This window comes from Bosea sp. ANAM02 (assembly GCF_011764485.1).
In the GTDB taxonomy this organism is placed as follows: Bacteria; Pseudomonadota; Alphaproteobacteria; order Rhizobiales; family Beijerinckiaceae; genus Allobosea.
This window is the reverse complement of record NZ_AP022848.1, coordinates 988,015-1,008,460: the sequence shown is the minus strand read 5'-3', so window position 1 is coordinate 1,008,460 and position 20,446 is coordinate 988,015. Positions and strand designations below refer to the sequence as shown.

Annotated in this window: 29 protein-coding genes; 14 read left to right on the top strand and 15 right to left on the bottom strand. The window is 62.2% G+C overall.

Features of this window, described 5'->3' with window-relative positions; genetic code table 11:
• Window positions 1–3: 3 nt before the first annotated feature.
• Window positions 4–1,956, bottom strand: a complete 1,953-nt coding sequence (gene treZ / locus OCUBac02_RS04920; RefSeq protein WP_197933315.1) for a malto-oligosyltrehalose trehalohydrolase — start codon at window positions 1,954–1,956, stop codon at window positions 4–6.
• Here treZ and OCUBac02_RS04915 point away from each other — a divergent pair.
• From OCUBac02_RS04915 to OCUBac02_RS04900, 4 genes are all read left to right on the top strand, one after another.
• On the top strand, window positions 1,941–2,444 hold the full coding sequence (locus OCUBac02_RS04915; protein WP_173049345.1) for a YciE/YciF ferroxidase family protein: 504 nt from the start codon (window positions 1,941–1,943) through the stop codon (window positions 2,442–2,444). The genes treZ and OCUBac02_RS04915 overlap by 16 nt on opposite strands.
• Window positions 2,445–2,534: 90 nt before the next feature.
• Window positions 2,535–2,822 carry a cyclic nucleotide-binding domain-containing protein gene (locus tag OCUBac02_RS04910; RefSeq protein WP_173043841.1) on the top strand — a complete coding sequence of 96 codons (288 nt, stop codon included), beginning with the start codon at window positions 2,535–2,537 and terminating at the stop codon, window positions 2,820–2,822.
• Window positions 2,798–3,268, top strand: coding sequence for a Crp/Fnr family transcriptional regulator (locus OCUBac02_RS04905; protein ID WP_173043839.1), 471 nt, complete (start codon window positions 2,798–2,800; stop codon window positions 3,266–3,268). The genes OCUBac02_RS04910 and OCUBac02_RS04905 overlap by 25 nt, the downstream gene beginning before the upstream one ends.
• 5 nt (window positions 3,269–3,273) lie before the next feature.
• Entirely contained in the window at window positions 3,274–3,702 is a 429-nt protein-coding gene (locus OCUBac02_RS04900) for a sensor histidine kinase (RefSeq protein ID WP_173043837.1), read from the top strand.
• On the opposite strand, the gene OCUBac02_RS27595 is transcribed toward OCUBac02_RS04900, so the two are convergent.
• From OCUBac02_RS27595 to OCUBac02_RS04890, 3 genes are all read right to left on the bottom strand, one after another.
• Complete coding sequence (locus OCUBac02_RS27595; RefSeq protein WP_465247759.1) at window positions 3,609–4,004, bottom strand: DUF6894 family protein; 396 nt, start codon at window positions 4,002–4,004, stop codon at window positions 3,609–3,611. The two genes, OCUBac02_RS04900 and OCUBac02_RS27595, sit on opposite strands and share 94 nt — an antisense overlap.
• A gap of 382 nt (window positions 4,005–4,386) precedes the next feature.
• Window positions 4,387–4,662, bottom strand: a complete 276-nt coding sequence (locus OCUBac02_RS04895; protein ID WP_173043835.1) for a hypothetical protein — start codon at window positions 4,660–4,662, stop codon at window positions 4,387–4,389.
• 54 nt (window positions 4,663–4,716) lie between these two features.
• Complete coding sequence (locus tag OCUBac02_RS04890) at window positions 4,717–4,878, bottom strand: hypothetical protein (protein ID WP_173043833.1); 162 nt, start codon at window positions 4,876–4,878, stop codon at window positions 4,717–4,719.
• A 338-nt stretch (window positions 4,879–5,216) separates the two neighbouring features.
• Between OCUBac02_RS04890 and OCUBac02_RS04885 the strand changes: the two genes are divergently transcribed.
• From OCUBac02_RS04885 to OCUBac02_RS04865, 5 genes are all read left to right on the top strand, one after another.
• Window positions 5,217–6,740 carry an OpgD/OpgG family glucan biosynthesis protein gene (locus tag OCUBac02_RS04885; RefSeq protein WP_244639099.1) on the top strand — a complete coding sequence of 508 codons (1,524 nt, stop codon included), beginning with the start codon at window positions 5,217–5,219 and terminating at the stop codon, window positions 6,738–6,740.
• A 28-nt stretch (window positions 6,741–6,768) separates the two neighbouring features.
• Window positions 6,769–8,049, top strand: coding sequence for a phospholipase D-like domain-containing protein (locus OCUBac02_RS04880; protein WP_173043831.1), 1,281 nt, complete (start codon window positions 6,769–6,771; stop codon window positions 8,047–8,049).
• 216 nt (window positions 8,050–8,265) lie between these two features.
• Complete coding sequence (locus OCUBac02_RS04875; RefSeq protein WP_173043829.1) at window positions 8,266–9,015, top strand: Crp/Fnr family transcriptional regulator; 750 nt, start codon at window positions 8,266–8,268, stop codon at window positions 9,013–9,015.
• 33 nt (window positions 9,016–9,048) lie between these two features.
• A complete protein-coding gene (locus tag OCUBac02_RS04870) occupies window positions 9,049–9,222 on the top strand; it encodes a DUF6894 family protein (RefSeq protein WP_173043827.1) in 174 nt (57 codons plus the stop codon).
• A gap of 242 nt (window positions 9,223–9,464) precedes the next feature.
• The gene (locus tag OCUBac02_RS04865) at window positions 9,465–9,641 is read left to right on the top strand and encodes a hypothetical protein (protein ID WP_173043825.1); all 177 of its coding nucleotides are present in this window, start codon (window positions 9,465–9,467) and stop codon (window positions 9,639–9,641) included.
• Between the two features lie 266 nt (window positions 9,642–9,907).
• On the opposite strand, the gene OCUBac02_RS04860 is transcribed toward OCUBac02_RS04865, so the two are convergent.
• Entirely contained in the window at window positions 9,908–10,096 is a 189-nt protein-coding gene (locus tag OCUBac02_RS04860) for a hypothetical protein (protein ID WP_173043823.1), read from the bottom strand.
• Window positions 10,097–10,355: 259 nt separating this feature from the next.
• Here OCUBac02_RS04860 and OCUBac02_RS04855 point away from each other — a divergent pair, with 259 nt between their 5' ends.
• Together OCUBac02_RS04855 and OCUBac02_RS04850 are read left to right on the top strand one after the other, a co-directional pair.
• The gene (locus OCUBac02_RS04855; protein ID WP_047578551.1) at window positions 10,356–10,880 is read left to right on the top strand and encodes a cupin domain-containing protein; all 525 of its coding nucleotides are present in this window, start codon (window positions 10,356–10,358) and stop codon (window positions 10,878–10,880) included.
• Window positions 10,881–10,902: 22 nt separating this feature from the next.
• A complete protein-coding gene (locus OCUBac02_RS04850) occupies window positions 10,903–11,382 on the top strand; it encodes a tyrosine-type recombinase/integrase (protein WP_280528846.1) in 480 nt (159 codons plus the stop codon).
• Window positions 11,383–11,691: 309 nt separating this feature from the next.
• Here OCUBac02_RS04850 and OCUBac02_RS04845 read toward each other — a convergent pair whose 3' ends face one another.
• Window positions 11,692–12,420, bottom strand: a complete 729-nt coding sequence (locus tag OCUBac02_RS04845) for an SOS response-associated peptidase (protein ID WP_173043821.1) — start codon at window positions 12,418–12,420, stop codon at window positions 11,692–11,694.
• A 203-nt stretch (window positions 12,421–12,623) separates the two neighbouring features.
• Here OCUBac02_RS04845 and OCUBac02_RS04840 point away from each other — a divergent pair, with 203 nt between their 5' ends.
• Window positions 12,624–13,253: a DarT ssDNA thymidine ADP-ribosyltransferase family protein gene (locus OCUBac02_RS04840; RefSeq protein ID WP_173043819.1), complete on the top strand. Its 630-nt coding sequence runs from the start codon at window positions 12,624–12,626 to the stop codon at window positions 13,251–13,253.
• Between the two features lie 8 nt (window positions 13,254–13,261).
• Complete coding sequence (locus OCUBac02_RS04835) at window positions 13,262–13,969, top strand: DarT1-associated NADAR antitoxin family protein (RefSeq protein ID WP_173043817.1); 708 nt, start codon at window positions 13,262–13,264, stop codon at window positions 13,967–13,969.
• An 18-nt stretch (window positions 13,970–13,987) separates the two neighbouring features.
• Here OCUBac02_RS04835 and OCUBac02_RS04830 read toward each other — a convergent pair whose 3' ends face one another.
• Window positions 13,988–14,383 carry a hypothetical protein gene (locus tag OCUBac02_RS04830; RefSeq protein ID WP_173043815.1) on the bottom strand — a complete coding sequence of 132 codons (396 nt, stop codon included), beginning with the start codon at window positions 14,381–14,383 and terminating at the stop codon, window positions 13,988–13,990.
• A 57-nt stretch (window positions 14,384–14,440) separates the two neighbouring features.
• On the opposite strand from OCUBac02_RS04830, the gene OCUBac02_RS04825 reads away from it, so the two are divergent.
• Entirely contained in the window at window positions 14,441–14,695 is a 255-nt protein-coding gene (locus tag OCUBac02_RS04825) for a hypothetical protein (RefSeq protein WP_173043813.1), read from the top strand.
• 75 nt (window positions 14,696–14,770) lie between these two features.
• Here OCUBac02_RS04825 and OCUBac02_RS04820 read toward each other — a convergent pair whose 3' ends face one another.
• The 8 genes from OCUBac02_RS04820 to OCUBac02_RS04785 all read right to left on the bottom strand — a co-directional run bounded on the left by OCUBac02_RS04820 (window position 14,771) and on the right by OCUBac02_RS04785 (window position 20,442).
• Window positions 14,771–15,223, bottom strand: coding sequence for a nucleoside/nucleotide kinase family protein (locus tag OCUBac02_RS04820; protein WP_173043811.1), 453 nt, complete (start codon window positions 15,221–15,223; stop codon window positions 14,771–14,773).
• A gap of 242 nt (window positions 15,224–15,465) precedes the next feature.
• The gene (locus OCUBac02_RS04815; protein WP_173043809.1) at window positions 15,466–16,827 is read right to left on the bottom strand and encodes a metallophosphoesterase family protein; all 1,362 of its coding nucleotides are present in this window, start codon (window positions 16,825–16,827) and stop codon (window positions 15,466–15,468) included.
• A 2-nt stretch (window positions 16,828–16,829) separates the two neighbouring features.
• Window positions 16,830–17,144, bottom strand: a complete 315-nt coding sequence (locus tag OCUBac02_RS04810) for a hypothetical protein (RefSeq protein WP_173043807.1) — start codon at window positions 17,142–17,144, stop codon at window positions 16,830–16,832.
• Window positions 17,141–17,701 carry a hypothetical protein gene (locus OCUBac02_RS04805; RefSeq protein WP_173043805.1) on the bottom strand — a complete coding sequence of 187 codons (561 nt, stop codon included), beginning with the start codon at window positions 17,699–17,701 and terminating at the stop codon, window positions 17,141–17,143. Before OCUBac02_RS04805 ends, OCUBac02_RS04810 begins: the two co-directional genes overlap by 4 nt.
• A 2-nt stretch (window positions 17,702–17,703) precedes the next feature.
• A complete protein-coding gene (locus OCUBac02_RS04800; protein ID WP_173043803.1) occupies window positions 17,704–18,378 on the bottom strand; it encodes a lysozyme in 675 nt (224 codons plus the stop codon).
• A 165-nt stretch (window positions 18,379–18,543) separates the two neighbouring features.
• A complete protein-coding gene (locus OCUBac02_RS04795) occupies window positions 18,544–19,005 on the bottom strand; it encodes a hypothetical protein (RefSeq protein ID WP_173043801.1) in 462 nt (153 codons plus the stop codon).
• A 69-nt stretch (window positions 19,006–19,074) separates the two neighbouring features.
• Entirely contained in the window at window positions 19,075–20,226 is a 1,152-nt protein-coding gene (locus OCUBac02_RS04790; RefSeq protein ID WP_173043799.1) for a phage late control D family protein, read from the bottom strand.
• Window positions 20,227–20,229: 3 nt separating this feature from the next.
• Entirely contained in the window at window positions 20,230–20,442 is a 213-nt protein-coding gene (locus OCUBac02_RS04785) for a tail protein X (protein WP_173043797.1), read from the bottom strand.
• Between the last annotated feature and the right edge of the window lie 4 nt (window positions 20,443–20,446).

The window sequence follows — 20,446 nt, the reverse complement described above, 5'->3', positions numbered from 1 at the left end:
GCCCTACGAGAGGAAGGCGCGGAACGACCTGGGTCCGAGGCGCAGCACGCCCGCTTCATTTTCCACCTCGCCCAGGGAGAAGATCGCCGCGCCGTCGGCCGCACCGCACGGCACGGCACATGAGCAAAAATTCGCTAGAACCGTCAAAATTCCTTCGCCAAGGGCCCAGGACGCCCGAACGGCGGCCGGGCCTAGTACTGCTGCGCCCAGGCTGCGGCAGTCGTCGAGATGAGGGGCGATCCGGTCGCGCCTGAGCATGATGAGCTGCCGGTAAAAGGCGTTCCATTCGACGCTATCATCGTCGGCGATGGGCTTGCTGGCAGCGAAGGTTGCCGCGGAATTGGGATCGAAAAGCGGTCGCTCCCCTTCTGGATCGAGATGAGCGAATTCGCGCCTGCGACCTTCCCTGACAGCTTGGGCGAGCTCGTCGTGATGATCGGTGAAATACAGGAAGGGAGCGCGGCTGCCCTCCTCCTCGCCCATAAAGATCAGCGGAATCTGTGGGGTCAGCAGCAGCAGCGCGACGGCGACCCTGACCGCGGCCGGATCGGCCAAGGTCAGCAGGCGTTCGCCGAAGAGGCGGTTGCCGATCTGGTCATGGTTCTGCAGGCAGATGACGAAGCGCGTGGGCGTCAGATGTGCGCTCGGTCGCCCGCGCGGCTCGCCGCTGAAGGACGGGACCTCGCCCTGGAACGCGAAGCCCTCCGCCAGCACGCGCGCGAGATGCCGGGCCGGCTCGGCGGCGAAGCTGCCGTAGTAGGTGGTGGCCTCGCCCGTCAGCAGGACATGGACAGCGTGATGGAAATCGTCGTTCCACTGCGCGTCGAAATGCGAAAGCAGCCGGGAGTCGTTGGCGTCGTTCTCGACAATGAGCTGGATATCGCGCTCCGCCGGAATGGCATTGCGGACCTCCCGTTCGAACTCCATGAGGAAATCGAGCGAGGGAATGGCATGGACGGCGTCTAGCCGCAGCCCATCGAACCGGTACTCGTCCAGCCATTGAATCGCGCAGGCGATGAAATAAGCGCGGACCTCCGGGCGATCGAAGTCGATCGCCGCACCCCAGGGCGTATGGCTGCCGGGGCGGAAGAATTGCGGCGCATAAGCGTGCAGATAGCAGCCATCCGGGCCGAAATGATTGAAAACCACGTCGAGATGAACAGCGAGGCCGAGTTCATGCGCCTGATCGACCAGTCGCTTCAATTCACTGGGAGATCCGTACGCGGCGGCCGGCGCGAAAGGCAGAACGCCGTCATAACCCCATGAGCGCTCGCCTGGGAAATCGGCGATGGGCATCAGCTCGACGGCCGTGACGCCCAATTCGGCGAGACGCGGCAATTCCGCGGCTATCCCTGCGAAGCCGCCGGCAAGGCCGGGATGGATTTCGTATAGTACAGTCTCACGCCAAGGCCTGCCGCACCAGCCGCCGCAGCGCCAGGAATAAGCCGAGTCAGTAAGGACGCTCCAGCCATGCACCCCGCCCTCCTGCCGGCGCGAGGCGGGGTCCGGGAAGGTCAGCCCGTCCGGAGAGCGATAGCGGTAACGGGTTCCGAACGGCAGATCGGCGCGGTACTCGAACCAGCCACCGCCGGTCTCAGCCATCGGAAAGCTATCCAGTACTCCGTCAATGTCGATCGAAACCGCCGCGAGCGCAGGCGCCCATAATCTGAACGTCGCAGCCGAGCCAGTCCTCCAGGCGCCGAAGCGAAAGGTCCGTGTCATCGACACGCATCGCGTCGGGGACGCTGGTATCTGCACGCCATGCCTATTTCCTGCCGTCGCCATCTGTTGTGCCGGATCGCAAACCGGCAACGCACCTCCGAAGTTCCGGCTTTTTCTCGTAATTTGTACGCATTGGAACAATCGGCGCTGCACAAGGGGAACGCCCGCGGCGCCTTTCCGTTTTGTGGGAATACGCAACCCCAAAACGGGAGATGACTGTGGGTTGGTTTTCAAAGGACATCGCAACGATGGACGACCTATTCGTCCACACGCTTCAGGACATCTATTATGCGGAGAACCAGATCAGGAAGTCGCTTCCCGACATGATCACGAAGGCGACAAACTCCGAGCTGAAAAGCGGGTTTGAAACGCATCTTCGTCAGACCGAGGGGCATATCGACCGGCTGAAACAGGTCTTTCGCCTGCACGGCGCGGAGGAAAAGGGGGTCACCTGCCCCGCGATCGACGGCATTCTCGAAGAAGCCAGCGATATTGCCGGAGACGTGGCCGACAAGCAGGTGCTGGATGCCGCACTGATCGCCGCCGCACAGGCCGTCGAGCATTATGAGATCACGCGCTACGGCACCCTCGTCGCCTGGGCCAAGCAACTCGGCCGCGAGGATTGCGCCTCCCTTCTCCAGCAGACGCTCGACGAGGAGGACGCCACCGACAAGAAGCTGTCGAAGCTCGCCCTCAGCGGCGTCAATCGAAAAGCGGCCTGAACGAGCCGAGAACAACCCGCCACTGTACGGCTCCGTACAGTGGCGGAACGCTCATGCCATTCGATCGTTTTGCGCTGATGGTGGAGCATCATGACTTTTTTTCTAAGAAAGCTCAGTTTCGGCATCGAGCTCTCGCCGGAAGAGCGTGCCGTGCTGGTGGGGCTTTGCACGCCCGCTCGGCGGGTCGAGCTGCGGACTGATCTCGAAGACGAGGGGAGCCCACGCGGCGGCCTTATTCTGGTTCTGAGCGGCTGGGCCTGCCGCTATCGCGTTCTGGCAAATGGCAATCGCCAAATTACGGCCCTCCTGCTTCCGGGCGATTTTTCCCAGCCTTTTGGCATTACGCCGCAGAGATGGTCCTGCTCGCTGAGGCTCTGACGCCAGCTACGGTCTGCGAGCTTTCGCCGCGAGCGCTGCGCTCTCTTGCCCTGACTTACCCAGCCATCGAGGATGCCCTTTGGCTCGACCTTTATCTTGAGCGTGACCTCGCCAGCGAACTTATCGTCAGTCTCGGCCGGCGCAGTGCAAGCGAACGCCTCGCCTGCATGCTGTGCGAGATTTACTCCAGATTGAAAGCCGTCGGGTTGGTCGATGAACGGAGTTTCGACCTGCCGGCCACACAAGCCGATCGGGCGGACCTGCTGGGATTATCGGCTGTCCACATCAATAGATCGCTCATGGATTTACGCCGGCGCCGGCTCATCGCTTGGCATGGCCGTCGCTTCGAAATCCTGCGCCTGCGCGAACTGCTCGATCTTACCCAGTTCGAACCGGTACATTCTGCTTCCTTGTTGTCCGGGACACCGGAGCTGGCTCATGGATAATCGGGGTGCTACAAGAAGAAATTCAGCGGTTGCGTGTCGACAAAGGACGTCTCCGTCGCCTTCTGGATGCTGCGAATGCGCCGGCTGAGCTACGCCAGAGCATCGCTCTTGCGGTTCATGAACTCGCGCTCAATGCCATCGAACACGGCCTCCTGGGGCTGGATGATGGGAGGCTTCGCGTCCAATGGCATTTCGAAGACAAATTGCAGCACCATGTGCTTGTGCTGGAATGGCAGGAAAGCGGCGCTGAATCATGTCTATCGTCGGAAGCAGGTTTCGGAACACAGACTTTTACAGCAATGCTGTTTCACGAAGTCGGGGCGCAGACCTTGCTATTCCGTCATGAGCGCGGCACATCCTGCACGATTCGAATTCGATGGAACGAGGGACTGGGCTCGGTTCTCGACGAACAGATCGTGCCGTTGTTCCGTTGATCGCCGCAGCCGGCGATGCGGCGCGTAACGCTCCGCTCATCCAAAGCGTATTTCGGCCTCCTAACGGCATTGTGCCAATGGCCTTCAAGCACCAGCCTGGCGCTGTAGATCGCCTTGCCGCTGGCATTGCGCACGGACACAGCGAAAGTCCTGTGATCTCCATTCGGCAGCTCGTCCCTCGCCATGTCTGGCAGGGCATCAAGCGCGGCCCTTCGGGCTGTCTCTGCGTCGGGAAACTCCTGACCATCGTTGTCGATGAGCGGTCGCTGCCCGTCGGATGTGTCGATGAAGTAGCGTGGCATGATGCGGGTCCTGATCCGGCAAGCCCCCTCAAAACGGCCACGCTTGCAGCCAGTTCCATCACGCCGCTACAGTCTGGGTAACATGGCCTTTTGCATCACAGGTCAATGACATCGCCAACATCCCGCGAAAATTCGCACTGCTCTAACCTGGGTAAAGGCGGATGTCGTCAGCGGCTGGTACAACAAGCTTCAGTCCGCGATCGCGAATGTAACTCCGGCCAGCGTCCTGGCTGAGCAGCACCGCAAGATGGCCACACGCCAGCGAAGATACAACGGACGAGGCAAAGACGCCGGGAAGCGGCGCGCTGTCACCTCCCCGGCCGCATCATGATATCGAGATGGGCACGGGCTGAGGCACACATTCTTAGATTAAACAGTTTCCTTAGCCCTGCTTGTCGAGGTCGACAATCGTGATCGTTCCGCTCGGCTTGCGTTCTTGCGCCGCCGTCTGCTGTCCTCCCCCGACTTCCGGATGATGCTTTTCGGCCGCGAAGCCTTCGGGGTCATCCGCTTCATAGGGCGCATGAGGTCCCGTCGGGTGCGTCGAGCGTGGGCTAGGACCTGCGCGATTCTTGTCTTCTTCACCCGGCTGCCCAGGCCTGCGCGCGGTATTGTAGGCGGCCGGCGCATCCGTAGCTTTGTTGGGAACCTTGTTCATTGATTTATCCTCCTGTGAGGTAAATGTTCTGCATCGGGAAGCTCGAGCCGCGCACTACTGGCGAGGGGCAGGCAGCTTTTGAAGATCAGTCGGGCTTTTCGGCGCGTCCTGCGGATCGACATGCCCGGACCGCTGCTCGCGCAGTGTTTCTGCATGGTAGAGATTGAAGCCTACGAAGATCACGACGATTATCGCGGCAATGACGGCAACGATCATCAAAGCGGCTCTTCCGGGCTTGCGTGGCGGCGGCGGTACACGATTTGCGGTCATGAGGGTCCGACTTCGGCATAATCGGTGATATTGATCGAACGCGAGCCGGCCCGGCACGTTCCCTCGATCGAGAATCCGCTGATCTCGAAGAAGGCCGTTTCCCTCTTTGATCGTCCGGCCAAGCGCGGGAACCGGGCTCGTCTTGGTGGTGTTCTAGAAGCGGCCGCCTGTGGAGGCCGGCCGCTAATCCGGGGGATTCCACCTTGCCCGCACCGTCTCGTCGCGCAATGCTCGCCCTGCTGTCCGGCGCCTGCATGTTCGGGAACAGTTCGGTACGGGCCCAGGTGCCCGCTGGATCCAAGAAAGGCTTCGGCTACGACGACGTCGTCCAGCGTGCGACGGCGCTGGCGAAGCAACCCTTCGATGCCGAAAGCGCGAAAATCCCGGCCGAGCTCTCGAGCCTGACCTATGACAGCTATCGTGAAATCCGGTTTCGTCGCGACAAGGCCTTCTGGCGCGAGGGCGGCTCGGATTTCCGCCTGCTGCCCTTCCATCTCGGCTTTCTGCACAACAAGCCGGTTCAGGTTTACATCATCAACCACGGCAATGCGATCCCGATCCCGTTCACGACCGGCCTGTTCGAATACGGCAAGGTGCCCGTCCCCAAGGGTCTGTCGCCGGCGCTGGGCTTCGCGGGTTTCGCTGTGACCACCAACCTGAACGATCCGAAGGTGCAGGACGAGGTCATCTCCTTCCTCGGCGCGAGCTATTTCCGGTTGATCGGCCGCGAGCACCGCTACGGGCTTTCGGCGCGCTCGCTGGCGCTCGATGTCGGCGGCCAGGGGGCGGAGGAATTCCCGTTCATGCGGGCGCTCTGGGTGGAAGAGCCATCGCGCGACACGACCGAGCTCGTCATCTACGCCCTGCTCGACTCTCCCTCGGTCGCCGGAGCCTTCCGCTATGTCGTCCGCCCGGGCCGGGACACGCATATGGATGTCACGGCGACCATCATCCCGCGCCGGGAGATTAAGCGGATCGGCATCGCGCCACTGACCTCGATGTTCCAGGCTGGCGAGGGTGATCTCGGACAGCGGACTGATTTCCGCCCCGAGATCCACGATTCGGACGGGCTGATCCTGCAATCCGGCAGCGGAGAATGGATCTGGCGCCCCATTCGCAATCCCAAGGCACTGCGCATATCGAGCTTCGGCGACAAGAACCCGCGCGGCTTCGGACTGATGCAGCGCGACCGCGACTTCGGCAGCTATCAGGACCTGGAAGCGCGCTACGATGCGCGGCCCGGCTACTGGGTCCAGCCTCAGGGCGACTGGGGCGAAGGCCGGGTCGACCTCATCGAAATCCCGACGAATAACGAAGCCTTCGACAACATCGTCGCCTGCTGGACGCCCGGCAAGCCGCTGCCCGTTGGAGAAGCCGCCGCATTCAGCTACCGCATCTCGGCACTGTCAACGACCTGGCACCTGCACCCCTATGCGCAGGTGCAGCAGAGCTTCAACGGCTCCGATATCGAGGACGGCGTCTCCCAAGGGCAAGGCACGAAACGCTTCATCGTCGATTTCGCCGGCGGCGACCTCGCTTATTACCAGAGCGAGCCCGACCGCCTGGAGCTCGTCGCGACGACGACGGCCGGCACGATCACCACGAAAATCCTGACGTTCAATGCGCCATTGAAAGGCGTGCGTGCCATCGTCGACGCGACGCTGCCGGACGGACAGTCGGCGGAGCTTCGCTTGTTCCTGAGGACGCGCAATCGCACCCTGAGCGAGACCTGGACGGCGACCTGGTCGGTTCCGGCCGGCGACTCCGCCAAGCCACAGCCTGCGAAGACCGAACCGGCACGCAACTGATGCCTCTGCCTTTCGAACCGACATGCTCATGACGCTCCGACGGCATCCTCTCGTCATCGCGATCATCTCGGCCATTCTGGGTGTCGTGGGCTGTCTCGTCGTCGGCAACCTGCTGCCGGAGCCGCAGGAGCTGAAGCAGCCGCTTCCACATCACCTCGCCTCGTCGGATCGTCAGCTCAGGACGTCGATGGGCGCCCTCTTCGGCTCGAACTATGTGCCCGGCAACAAGGTCGAGACGCTGGTCAACGGGATCAGAATCTTCCCCGCGATGCTGACAGCCATTCGCGAGGCGCGGCAGACGATCAGCTTCGAGACCTATATCTACTGGCGCGGCGCCATTGCCGAGGAGTTTGCCGATGCCCTCTCGGCAAAGGCACGGGATGGATTGAGCGTGAAGGTGCTGCTCGACTGGGTCGGCAGCCTGCCGATGGACGAGCAGCTCATCCAGCGGATGCAAGACGCCGGCGTCGAGGTCGTCCGGTTTCGCCCCGTCACCTGGTATACGCTCGACCGCGTCAACAACCGCACCCATCGGAAGCTGCTGGTCGTCGATGGGCGCGTGGGTTTCACCGGCGGCGTCGGCATCGCCGATGAATGGAACGGCGATGCGCGCACGCCGAACGAATGGCGCGACACTCACTACCGCATCGAAGGGCCGGCCGTGGCGGAATTCCAGGCCGCCTTTGCCGAGCACTGGATCGAGGCGACCGGGGAGCTGCTCCTGGGCGACCGCTTCTTTCCGGAGATCGCCCCGGCAGGCGACCAGGCCGCGCAGGTCGTCGTCAGCTCGACCCACCAGCGCAACACCATGCATCTCATGCTGATGACGGCGCTTGCCGCCGCGCAGAAGAGCATCCGCATCGCGACGCCCTATTTCGTTCCCGACGACCTGACGCGCCAGCAGCTTCTCGAAGCCCGCAAGCGCGGCGTCGAGATCGAGATCATAGTGCCGGGGCCCCGCACGGATGCACGCGTCGTCAGGAAGGCGTCGCGACATCTTTGGGGCGACCTGCTCCGGGCCGGCGTGAAGATCAGCGAGTATCAGCCGACCTTCTTTCACTGCAAGCTCGTCATCGTCGACGATGTCTGGGCCTCCGTCGGCTCGACGAATATCGACGACCGCGCCCTCAGGCTGAACGACGAAGCCAACATCAACCTGTTCGACCGCGAATTCGCCCGAACCCAGACGGCATGGTTCGACAAGGATGCCGCAGCATCCCGCCCCTATACCTTATCGGACTGGCAAAGCCGTTCACCCAGCGAGAAATTCTCGGACTGGCTCTCCAGCCTCGCTCGATCGCAGATCTGACGTCGCGTCCAAGCCCCTTCGTTGAATGGTGCTCGCAAGGCACAACCAGGCAATCGAACACATCGCCGTGCCAGTGGCGGGCAGCTCGACCGACCGATCCATGCCGAAATCAGAATCGGGAGCTTTCATAACGCTGCGGCTCATATAGCATTTGATGCAGCGCGAGCCGGCACGATCTCATATCTGCGAGACGTCATCCGACGTGGCAGGAAACGAATGGACAAGCAGCACTATCTTGAACGGCTCGTTCTCAAGCTGGAAACCCATGTCCCCCTGCCCCCGGCCGAGCGGGAAAAGCTGCTGCAACTGCCGCTCACCTTAAAGCGTCTGGAAGCCAATCACGACATTGTCCGCGAAGGAGAACTTACGCAGCAGTGTTGCCTCGTCGCCGAAGGGCTGGTCTGTCGCTACAAGATCGTTGGCGATGGTGCGCGGCAGATATTGTCGCTCCACCTTCCCGGCGACATTCCGGATATACACTCTCTCCTGATCGAGCGCATGGATCATTGCCTGGGAACGCTGACGCCGGCGGTTGTCGGTCTCGTCTCGCACGAAGCGGTTAGGTCGCTTACGCGGGCTTCCTACCGCATATCGGAAGCGTTCTGGCGCGAAACGCTTATCGAAGCCGCGATCTATCGTGAGTGGATGGTCGGTATCGGGCGCCGCGCGGCGCCGAGCCGGATCGCCCATCTGCTCTGCGAGTTCATTACCAAGATGACGGCGATCGGCTTGTCCGACGGCGTGATCTGCAATTTGCCTTTGACGCAACCTGAGATCGCCGATGCGCTTGGCCTTTCAACGGTTCACATGAACAAGAAGCTCCGGGAAATCCGAGAGGCCAGACTTGTTCGGATCAGGGCCAATCGACTGACGGTTCTGGACTGGAAAGGCCTTTGCAGTTTGGCTGAGTTCGATCCGGATTATTTGCATCTCCAACCCGGCGCCACCCAAATCAATGACGGTTGAGGAACAGGTTTGCCTTGGCTGCATTAGGCAGGCATGCCCAGCTATTTCTTTCACACGCGCGATGGACAGAAGCTCGAAATCGACGAGGAGGGTACGGATTTACCCGACGACAAAAGCGCGCGAAATGCCGCGAAGGAACTGCTGGCGGCCCTGAATCGCGACAAGCTTCCCAATGGTGACCATATGGCCCTTTCGGTCACCGTGTAGAATGCCCAGGGCGTGAATAGCTACATTGCGAACTTGCGCCTCGATGGCGCCTCCACCGACATTCTGCCCGATCCAAAGATCAGCAAGCAGGAGGGCGGATAAAGCGAGCAAACATCGGCTTCCGTGCTGAGGAAATCGATCGCACTACAGACTGCGGCCATGCACAGGGACGGACGGTGCGCAATATCATTGCTATTGCTCCAAGAGCAGCAGGCAGATTCTTTAAGAACACATAACGAGCAATGACCTACCGTGGCTTTTTCGCCGACCATCCTCGCGGCCTTTCGTTGCGCGGCCGCACCACCCTTCGTGAATTCTACCCCGCGCAGCCACACAACGTGCTGCGCCTCGAATGCAAGCATGACATCTCGAAAAACAGCTTAAACATCCGCAACCTCTTTTTCGGCAGGCTTGCGTGACGTTCTGCGATTTCGACCCGGCCGAGAGGTCGAGCTGCGCGCAGCCCCTTCTGAGTCAGCCTTCGGCGAAATATCCCTTGCGCGCGAAGCCCGCGCTTCCAGATTGAGCCGATACAAGCTGTATCCGACCGCCCCAGCGAGGATCACCGGCATGGGCAGTCTGATTGCCAGTAGCGTCAATGGAACGGCAAATCTCTCGGGGATTTCGCCTCGCTCGACGTTTCGAGCGATCCAGGCCCCAGCCAAACTGGAGAATGCAGCCCGGATCATTTCGTTTCCTCTGTCGCACCCGGCGTGATCGGAACCTGCTCGGCAACAGGATCGCTTGCCGGAAAGGTATCCTTCAGCGCCCTCTCCAGCTTCTGATCAGGGGTCAGTTCTCGCTCCTCCCTGCGCTGAGTTTTCTGTTCCTGGCGCAGACTCTCAACTGCAGGGTTGCGCTCATTATTCTCCATGGCTGCCTCCTCGGCCGTTTGACGGGGTGGAGACTGAACGCTGCGACCCCGCCCTCGTTCCGTGGCAGCTCGCCGATCGCCAAATCACCTTTCCGAAACCGATGCCCACAACCTCATCTCCCGATCGACAAGCAGCCAGGTGTCGTCATGGCACCCGCTGCTTTCCGCGATCGGCCCATAGCCACGGGCCAGCTGACGAGGGAACGCCCCTTGGCACATCGGAGTTCAGGAGGCTTCTTGCTTCTTTGGAGGTGCTGCCATGTCCCGGGTGACGGTGACCGCCTTGCATTTCGAACCGCGGGGCTTCGTTCCGAATAATCTCAGGTTGCCGGTCCTAATCTACGAAAAGGCGTTCGATCCTGCGGCGATCGGTGACCTCGCCACGTTCATGGAAAAGCGCTTTCAAGACAACGGATGGCCGCCACAGTGGCGAGATGGGATTTACGATTTCGAACACTATCACGCGGAGGGTCATGAGGTTCTCGGTGTAGCAACCGGATCGGCCGAACTGGTTCTTGGCGGAGACGGCGGCCGTGAGATCAGGGTGGAAGCTGGCGACATCCTGGTGCTGCCCGCGGGGACGGGGCATCGGCGGCTCAAGCAGAGCGAAGATTTCCTCGTGGTCGGCGCATACCCGCCTGGCCAGGCTGGAGATATCGTTCGTGAGGAGGCGTCGACTGCGATGAAACAGAGGATCGCCCTCTTGAGCTATCCACCCAAGGATCCGGTTCTGGGGGATGAGGGTCCGATGCTCCGCCTCTGGGCGAACACCAGCATCACTTGATGTGCGCAAATGACGGTCTGACGTGCATCGCATGACCTGGCGGGACGTGACTGATCGAGGCATCTCGATCAAGCAGCAGAAGACCGGTGCCGAGCTACTCGTCCCGGTTCATTCGGAACTGCAAAGCGTCCTCGACAAGGCTCGCGAGGCCCGAACCGACCTGGTGCTGCTCACGACATACTTCGGCGAGATGTTCACCGTGGACGGTTTCTCGCAGCGAATGCGCGACGCAATCACCGATGCGAGCTTGCCGACCTCCTGCCAGCCACACGGCCTACGAAAAGCCGCCGGCCGGCGCCTGGCAGAGGCAGGGTGCAGCGCGCACGAGATCATGTCGATCCTCGGCCACCGCTCTTTGGCGGAGGCTGAACGCTACACGAAAGAGGCCGATCAGAAGCGCCTCGCAGCGGCTGCCATCAGCCGCCTTGAAGGGCAGACGGGGACAAAGGCCCCCAACCCAAACGAGCGAATTTCCCCAAACCGGCGAAGACGCCGAAAATAAGGGATAAAAAACAATGGCTTATGGAAAGAGCCTCGGCGGCGTGGCGCTCCCTAGGGGACTGCGAATAGTGGCCAAAATCAGTGTCTTACAAAAAGGTTCGCCACTCGATAGGCCCCGTTTGTTCTCAAGGGTCGCCAAGCCGTCAGAGCACGCCAACGATCCTCAGAAGGATCACGATGGTGACGATCCATGCTGCGGCTAATATCGCCGCTCGCCACTGCTCAGCCATCACGCGACGCCAGAGCGGCAAATCCGCTCGCCGCGCTCGCTCCTCAGCATTATCGCGCCCGATCTGCTCCCAATGCCCCATCAGAACAAATCGCCTTGCGTTGGAGATTCCTTATTCGGCTCCGGCTTCTGCTCTCCCGACTCGACCGGATCGGCCAGGGTCGGATCATCATCCGGAGCGCGGTTGCTATTCACCCGCGTCGAGACGATCCACTCCCGCAGCTCCGGCGGCGGATGCTCGAGCAATTCCCGCCCGCCGCTACCATCCAGCCATGCATCAAAGTTCTTCGGGTTGAGCATCGCCGGCATGCGATCATGCAGCTTCGACATCCAGCGATCGGCGGCGCGGGTGATGATCGTGCAGGAGATGACCTCTTCGCCGGTCGCCGGATTGGTCCAGCGCTCCCATAGGCCTGCGAAGGCGAGCAGCCCGCCATCGGCGGCGCTAATCCGGTGAGGGGTGCGCTCGCCCTTCGGACCGGTCCATTCATAGAAGGAGCTGGCCGGGATGATGCAGCGCCGCTTCACATAGGCCGAGCGGAACATCCGACTATCGGCCACGCCCTCGACCCGGGCGTTGAAGGTCGAGCCGACCTTGTTCGCCGCATCCTTCCACCAGGCCGGAATAAAACCCCATCGGGCCTTGCGCAGCTCACGGCCGGTCTCGGTCAGGACGATGATGTCCACTTCGGTCGTCGGGGTGATGTTGTAGCGAGCCCGCAGATTCGGGCGATCGGCCGGAACCGTCAAAGGCTGGCTGAAGGCGACGATCTCATCCCAGCTATAGGCCTGCGAAAAACGACCACACATGATGCCAAAGCCTCGCCTTCGACGCGCCTGCGCTGCTGCGCTGGCAAGCGCTCGCCCAGGAGCATGTCCGCCTTGTCGCCCTCGATCAAGCTTGGGCCAACCCGCTCTCGCCAGTTCGCCCTATTGCTACTGCCCTAGCGCCTTGCACACGGCGAGGTTGAAACAGTAGACGTTGGAGGAGCAAGAAAACTGACGGGGGGATAATGACCAAGCACGCCATTCAAGACTTTGCGAGACAAAGAAGCATTCCATACTTGGTGCATTTCACCCGCACTGCAAATCTGGCGTCCATTATTAGGAATGGCATCTACCCGGTCAGCAGAGTCGGTGAAATCGGGGTCAAGCCAGTGATTAATGACGAGTGGCGCCTTGATGGTCACTTGGGCGGCATTTCGGTTTCTATCGGACACCCTAACTATCGGATGTTTTTCAAGCTCCGCAAAGATAACCCTGACATCGACTGGGTGGTGTTATGCATCAAGCCTTCTGTTCTTTGGACCAAGGATTGCGCATTCTGCCGCCATAACGCGGCTGACGCCCGGATCAGCAGCCAACCTCTCTGCGATCTGAAAACACCGGCCGCATTTGCGGGAATCTATGACGAGGTCGAAGGTCTCGAGACCAGAGCTGATCAACGGCTCAAGTCACATGACCCGACTGACGCCCAAGCCGAGATCCTAGTATTCGACGCGATCGAACCAAATCTGATCGTGGGAGCCGCGTTCGAGACGGCCGCCGTGCTGGAACCCTTCAAGGGCATTCTTGGTGATCGACAGGTTATCGTGCCAGGCACGGGCCGAGGGCCATTCTCCAGTCGGAAGTTTGTGCGCTAGAGTGGAGCATGGCTGAAAGACCCGTCTTCATACCCTCGTTCGAAGGACCCTGGCTGGTGCGGACCAAGTCCGTACCTTTCCATTGGTTTCCGGGCATGGCTGTGTCGCAGAAACAGAAATCTGTAGACGCTCTGCACGCAGCAGCGCAGCGCATGCTGCACGTCGAGCGCATTCTTGAAGTGTCTACGAAGTCACGGACCGAACTCGGCACATGCCTTAGCGCATTCAATCTGACATTTACGACGCAAAAACATCAGATAACCTATTCGGTAGAGTCAGCTTTCCAAGCTAGCAAGGTCTTTGAATTCGGCGGGCCTTATAAGGACATCTTGGAAATGGACTCAAGATCTGCGAAGCGCGATGATCGCCTTCGCTCGTCTGGTCGGCTCATCAGATTTAAGCTCTTTAAGACCGAATGGGATTTAGAACCGAAAACAGCCTTCTACGATTGGATCTATTTAAATGCTCTCGCAAAGCATAAAGATTTGCAGGATGAGATCGTCAATTACTCGGCGTTCACCGATATCGAATTTAACCCTGAACGTTCGATAAACTGTCAGGCCTATTCCGCTGCCCTTTTTGTCGCGCTCTACAAGCGAGGGATGCTGCAAGACGCTCTAAGCTCGAAGGAGCGTTATTTGTCGATACTGAAGAACAGGCAAACCAGCGACGCCCACGCGGAAGCTGACGATCAAAAGTCTCTCAAAATTGACTAGCAGCTCTGCGGCATGCAGCTAATCATCGCTACCAACCCGCTTCCGCCGTTCGAACTCGGCCGGCGCAGCAGGCAGCTTCTCGCTCAGACCGCCTTCGATTAGCTGCAACCCTTGCATGCCTGGCGGCAGATCCGGTGGGTCGGGTCGACGCAGGTCCATGCAGTAGCCGCCGCACTTCATCCCGTATTTCTGCGGCCGCCTCGTCGGGTTCCACGGCGCCCAGGCGCACTCCTTCATGAATTCGACGACAAGCCGCCCCATGGTGACGTAAGGCCCGTGCTTTGCCGCGAGCACCGCAAGCCGCGCGTCACCGCCACGCCGGCAGAAGTGGCAGCGCATCCTCACCACCACCCACGGAAAATCGCGAAGCATCGTGGCCTCGGTCGGCAGCCCCGGGAGCTCCTGACGTGACATGACTTTAGTCCTCAGCTATGAGAACAAAATCAGAACATCAACGGTGAGTGTCAAGCCATGGCGCAGATCGAGACCTATGTGATCCAACCCTTTCACATCCACCGGAAGCGGCTCGCTCCAAGCCAGGGCGTGCCTGCGAAGACGCAGCAGCAGGCGGTCATAGACGGCCGGCGCATCGCCAGCAGCAAGGCCGGCGCAGCCGTGCTGAAGATCCTTGCCGACGACGAGACGGGCGAGCCGTCCTCGATCGAGGTGATCGAACGCTATGGCGATATCCCCGATGAATTCGAGGAAAGCATCCGGGCGCTCTGACGCCCTGAGAACGCAAAAAGCCCGGCCCCACCGAAGCGGGGCCGGGCGTCTCGAGCCAAGGCTCTCATCGAAAGGTCAGCGCTCGCGGAGCGAGACGGCCACTGCATCGATTTCCCGATGCAGTGCAGGCAGATCTCCGATGTTGAGGATGGTCCGATCCGGCTCGACGTCGAGCCGCTCGGAGGCATGCGCACCGCCACTCGAGGATCCGGCACCTGGCCGTTCGATCCTGACGATAATGCCGCCACGATCACGAATTGCCTTGGCCTCATTGGCGAAGCGGACATCGTCAGCGACGATCAGGCGGATCGGGTCGAAGCCGCCATGATAGCTGAAGGTCGGCTGCACACGCTCAACCGCTGCCCGCCAGGCCTCGATCCAGAACTCCGGACCGACAAGATCCCGGCCCCATTCCGTGCCGAGCCATTGCATGGCCTGACGAGGAGTGCGCCCGCACAGCAGCGGCGTCGGCTCTTCCTTCAAGGAGCCATCGAGCTGCTCGGCCGACAGGCCCAGGGCCGCCATCATCGCCTTCAACGGTCCGGCGAAGCGAACCCGGTTGAAGCGCCAGCGCTTGATCAGCCGCTCGGCAGCAGTCGACTTGCCCGCCCCGGCCGGGCCGCAGAAACCGATCGTCCTGATCCTGAAGCCGGTCAAGCAGCCGCCGGTGCAGTTATACTCATGGTTCTCATAGCCGTGCTGGCAATGCGGACAGTCACGATCAGGGATCAGACCCCGTCGCGGCAGTGCGGCCGGCCACTCAGCAACCGTCATGCCGCCCTCCTGAAGCTGACCCATTCCTCCCCCTGCCCCGCACCCGGTTCGTCGACGCGGATCTCCCAGCGCGAGGTAATGCCGCGGCGCGGATGCACGAACCACAGCGGCTGGCTCGGCGGCGTAGGCGGGGCGCGCAGGGCCGAGCGGGCATATTCGTCCCAGCCCTTCAGGGTGTTCGAGACGATGACGCGCGGCAGCCAGATCATCTGATGCCAGTGGCCGATGACCAGGACGTCATAGTCCTGCCCCAGTGCGGCAGCCTGCTTACCCACTTTGGTTTCACCGCGGGCGATGGGACCGAGCGATCCGATGATGCCGTCGCCACCCTTCACGCCCAGCATGTCGCCATGCATGGCAAGGTATCGCTGACCGAAGACGCGATAATGCACCTCGTTGGTGTCAGGGATGTCGAAGACGAGCCGCCGGTCGCCCTCGAAGGCGCGCGCCACCAGCTGATAGATCAGCCAGTCGTAGTTCTTGAAGATGTAGCGCTTGAACTCCGGCTTCTGCGTCGCCCTGCCGTGATTGCCCGAGGTACAGGGCACATAAACCTGACCGAAGGCATCGGCGATCTGGCGCAGACCCCAGATGAGCAGGTCGACGCAGCGCAGAACGCTCGGCAGCACCTCCTCCGCGTCCGTTTTGGCGAGCTCGGGATGCAGCCCGCCCGAAACGAAATCGCCGAGCAGGTTGACGACGATCCCAGGATATTCGCCGGGGCCGTGTCTCCTCGCGAGCGAGATGGTCGATGCCACCAGCCGGCGCACCCGCGCCTCGGCGATATCCGGGTTATATTCGTTCTTGCCTGCCGTTTCGGACAGGGACACGACCTCGGGAATATGCCAGTCAGACCAGACGGTGACCGGCACCTCCGGCGTACCGCTTCCCCGCTTCATGCCCGGCTCGATCGTCCAGCGTGGCGGTGCGGATTGAGCGGCCGCGATGCGGCCGAGCAGCAGCCGAACGGCCTCTGTGTCGAGGTCCTCGCGCTGCTGCGCCTTCAGCTGCTTGCGCAGGCTCGTCACCTCGTCCTGCAGTCCGGTCAGCTTCCGCTGGAGGGCGTTGTCGGGCTCCGACGCCTTGCCCTTGTGCCCATTGCGGCTGCCGACCTGACGGTCCGGCGGCGCGATGCCGTTCGGAGCCAGCCCGTAGAGTCGGAAGGCCTGCTCCAGCCGGTTCCGCACTGTCGTCGCGGCGAGATCGAGCGCCTTCGCGGCCTCCACGAGGGCCGAGCGGCCGTCCTGGCCGCGCGACAGTGGATAGAGGGCGCCGGCAGCCACGGCCGCTTCGATCGCGCTGACCGCAGCGCGAGCCTCCGCCCGGCCGAGCGGCTTGTTCAGATGCTTCGATGCCATGATCAACCCGCCCTGCCGCGGCCGCTGGCCCGCGCGTCCAGTACTTTGTCGAGACGATCGGCCAGGCGATTGATCGCCTCGGAGATCCGCGTCTCGACCTTCGCCAGCATCTCGTCACTGACGAAGCGCTGCACGGCCTCGATCTTGAAGGCGGCGAGCTCTCGGCCGAACGCCTCGCAACGCTCGTCGAGACGAGCAATACGCTTGTCGTGCTGGGCCGCTTGGAAGCGGACCACGGCATAGCTAGATACGATCGCGCAGATAGCCGTGGCCACCGAGATCGCAACCGGCACAGTCAATCCGTCGGAGAAGTTCACGCGCGCCTCCTCCCGAAGCCGATGGAGGGGGCAATCTCCTTCAGCGTATGACCGCCGTTGAAGACCGCGAGCCAAGCCAGGGTGACTGATCCCCAGTTGCCGATCAGGTCGGCAAGCGGGATCAGCGGCTTCAGCCCGATCAAGGCACCAAACAAGGCCGAGAGCAGGATCACGGCCCAGCCGCCGATGATGAGGGCTTGCCACGCGCCGCGCCAGAATTGCCAGGCGCCGAAGCCCTTCTCGATCTCGGCGCGCTGCGCCTCGGTCGCGCGATCGGCCTCGCTCTGCCAGAGCTTGATCAGATCCGGCGCGGCGGCCTCGATCTGCGCGACGATCGCGGGCGCCTCGGGCTTCTCGGCCACGGCCTGCTCGACGGCATCCGGCGTGGCCGGCGTGCCGAGCTTACCGGCAAGCTCCTCGATGACCTTGCCGGCGACACCGCCGACGACGGTTCCGGCCGGACCACCGATAGCGGTTCCAATGATGCCGCCAAGCTGCGGCGCGCCCAGCTTGAACAACTGGCCCGCGAGCGAGCCGAGAGTGGTCGCGATATCCATGGTCAGCCTCCGAACGAACTCTTGAGCCCGGCCCAGAAGCGGGCGAGCCATCCGGCCCCCGCAGCCGGGACGGCCGTCGGGGGCGGCGGGACGGTGATAGGAGCCTGCGCGGACGTGACGGGCTGCGCGGCATTAAGCGCGACGGCGAGCGCGGCACGGACATCGATCCGCTTCGCGCTCGCCCAATCCGGCGTCATCTTGGCGGTGACGCGCGTATATTCAGTGATACGCCCGTCATTCGACCACTTACCGACGAAGAAGAGGTCGCATTCCTTCTGACGACGTTCGACGATCTCCGCGGGCTTGTTCCAGGACATGAAGGCCTTCTTGGCGGCTGCGATATCTCCGGCGAGCCAGAGCTTCGGCCAGGTGGCCGACTTGATGGCCCCGGTGTTCCAGTGGAACGACAGGGCCGCGGCGAACTGCGCCTCGGTCAGCGGCTTCCTGGCGAAAACCTCGCGCACGTCCGGCGCGTACCGTGTCTCCAGAAGCCACGCATAGATTGCGAGGCAGCGCTCCATCGGCTGCGGGTTGCCGATATAGCGATCGACGTTGTGGCCGCTGGCGTTGGTGACGCCGATCGACCACGTCAGCACGTTCTTCGAATCTCGATACGTCTGGCGCACGAGCCCTTCATGCGACGCTGTTTCCAGCGCCACCTTGGCGGTGACTTCCATGGATAGGCTCCGAAATCAGGAGGTCGGGAGGTCGGCGCAGCTCACTGGCAGCGGCGATTGATGTCGTGCTGCACCAGGGCGCAGCGCACGAGCGCGACCTCCCCGGCGCAGCCGCCGAGGAGCGCGACCAGAACGGCCGCGAGCATGATGCGGATCATGGGAACCTCAGATCGCGAGGATAAGGGCGCCCCAGAGCGCGCCGGTCCCGAGCTCGGCAAGCCAGATCGGATTGTCGGGCTTCAAGCGCCAGGCCAGTTCGTAGGCCAACACGGAAAGCCCCGCGAAGGTCAGCCCGAGCAACGCACCCCAGATCCCGAAGACCAGAAGGACGGGCACGGCCAGCAGCATCCTCGCGAAGAAACGCAGATGGTCCGATCGCCCGCCGGGCAAGCGCCCAAGGTCGTAGATCGCGCCCCACGCGGGCACGCCCCAGACCAGATAGGCCAGGGCGACGGCGCCGGCCGCGAGCGGAGGCTGGATGAGCAGCGCGACCAGACCGAGCAGGGGCGCGACGTACCAGAGCGGCCGGCCGGGAAGCCAGGGAGGCATCCAGCGATCATCGCCGCGTGCCCGGTTGAGACCGGCACAGAAGACAAGCGTCATCGCCGCCGCGAAAGCGTCGTTCATGGAGAAGCTCCTGAAATGAGAAAGCCCGCACAAAGGCGAGCTGGATGTGGATCAGCGAGGGTAAAGGGGTTAGCGCTGGTCGAGCCTGAGCCCGCCGGCGCTCCATCCGGCTGGGGCGCCGGTTTTGACGTTGTCCGGGGCGTTCGCCGGAGGCGGCGATGCGGGAGCATCGTCCGAGGAAGAAGCTCCGGATCCGGAGCTCTTGCTCTTGCCCTTGCCTGACTTTCCGTCCCACAGCTTGGCCGAGGGCTTCGAGCGGAAGCCCTGAGCCTTGCTGAAGCTATGCGTCACGCCATCGATCAGCCACGGAACGCCGTCGAGGCCTGGCCGGATGTCGCGGCAGATGAGCGGGGCGCCGGCGACGACACCTGTATCGCCGGGCATCTCGACCGAGAACGAGCCCTCACCGCGCTTCAGCTGCTTTGCCTTCGCCTGCGCCGCCTTGTCGGCCTCGGCCGCATCGGCATAGGGCTCGGGCAGGCGATAGACGCTGTCGCTGGCGCCTCCGGCTTCAACTTCCACCTCGATGCGCTTGGCCTTGTCGCGATCCTGATAATAGGCCGTGACCTTTCCATAGGCCTGGCGATCGTTGAACTCGTATTCCAGCGTGCCCTCGATGACGCGGTCGGGCGTCACCACGATTTCGCCCATGCTGGCGCCTGACAGCGAAAGGCCGGATCCGCGCTCGGCGAAGATCACGATACCGTTCTTGACGGCGAACAGGGCATTGTGCCGCTTTGCCAGGCGCTCAAGGAAGTGGAGAGGCGTCTCGTCCTGCTGCGCAACCCACTTATAACGGTGCTGACCGATCGTTTCGGAAATCCGCGCCGCCAAACCGGCATCGCCGGCAACTTCTTCGACGATCTCGCGGAGCTGCTTGTCGTCCCAGTGCTTCTCGCCTCGTGTCTTCAGCTTGCCCTTGCGCAGGTCGGCCGCCTTGCCACCGATCGAAACAGAATAGGGTAGGCACGCCCCCTTGACCGTATCGACGATATAGCGCCCGACCTCCCGAGCGCCGGTCTCGCGATAGCCAAGCTTGGCGACGACGACCGCGCCCTTGCGCGGTAACTCAAGGAAATCAGGCGGGCCGTCCAGCAGCTTGGCGTCGAAACGATCGCTGTCGATCCCTTCCTTATCCTCGCAGCTGAATTCCATCAGCCGCTCGTAAAAGGCGCCGGCGACGGGTTTGCCGTCGACCGTCAGCTCGATGATCGGATGCATGGTTCAGTCCCAGAGGCTGACGAGCTTGCGCGCGGTGCGCTGCGCCACCGGCATGTCGGGCAGCCTGATGCGGGTGCCGAGCGGCAGGATCGGCCCGAGGGCGGACAGGCCGGGATTGGCAGCCAGCACCATTTCGGTCACCTCCGCCGTGCGGCGATAGAAATCCCAGCAGACGAGGTCGACCGTCTGCCCCTGGCGGGTGAGATATGTCGTCATGGCA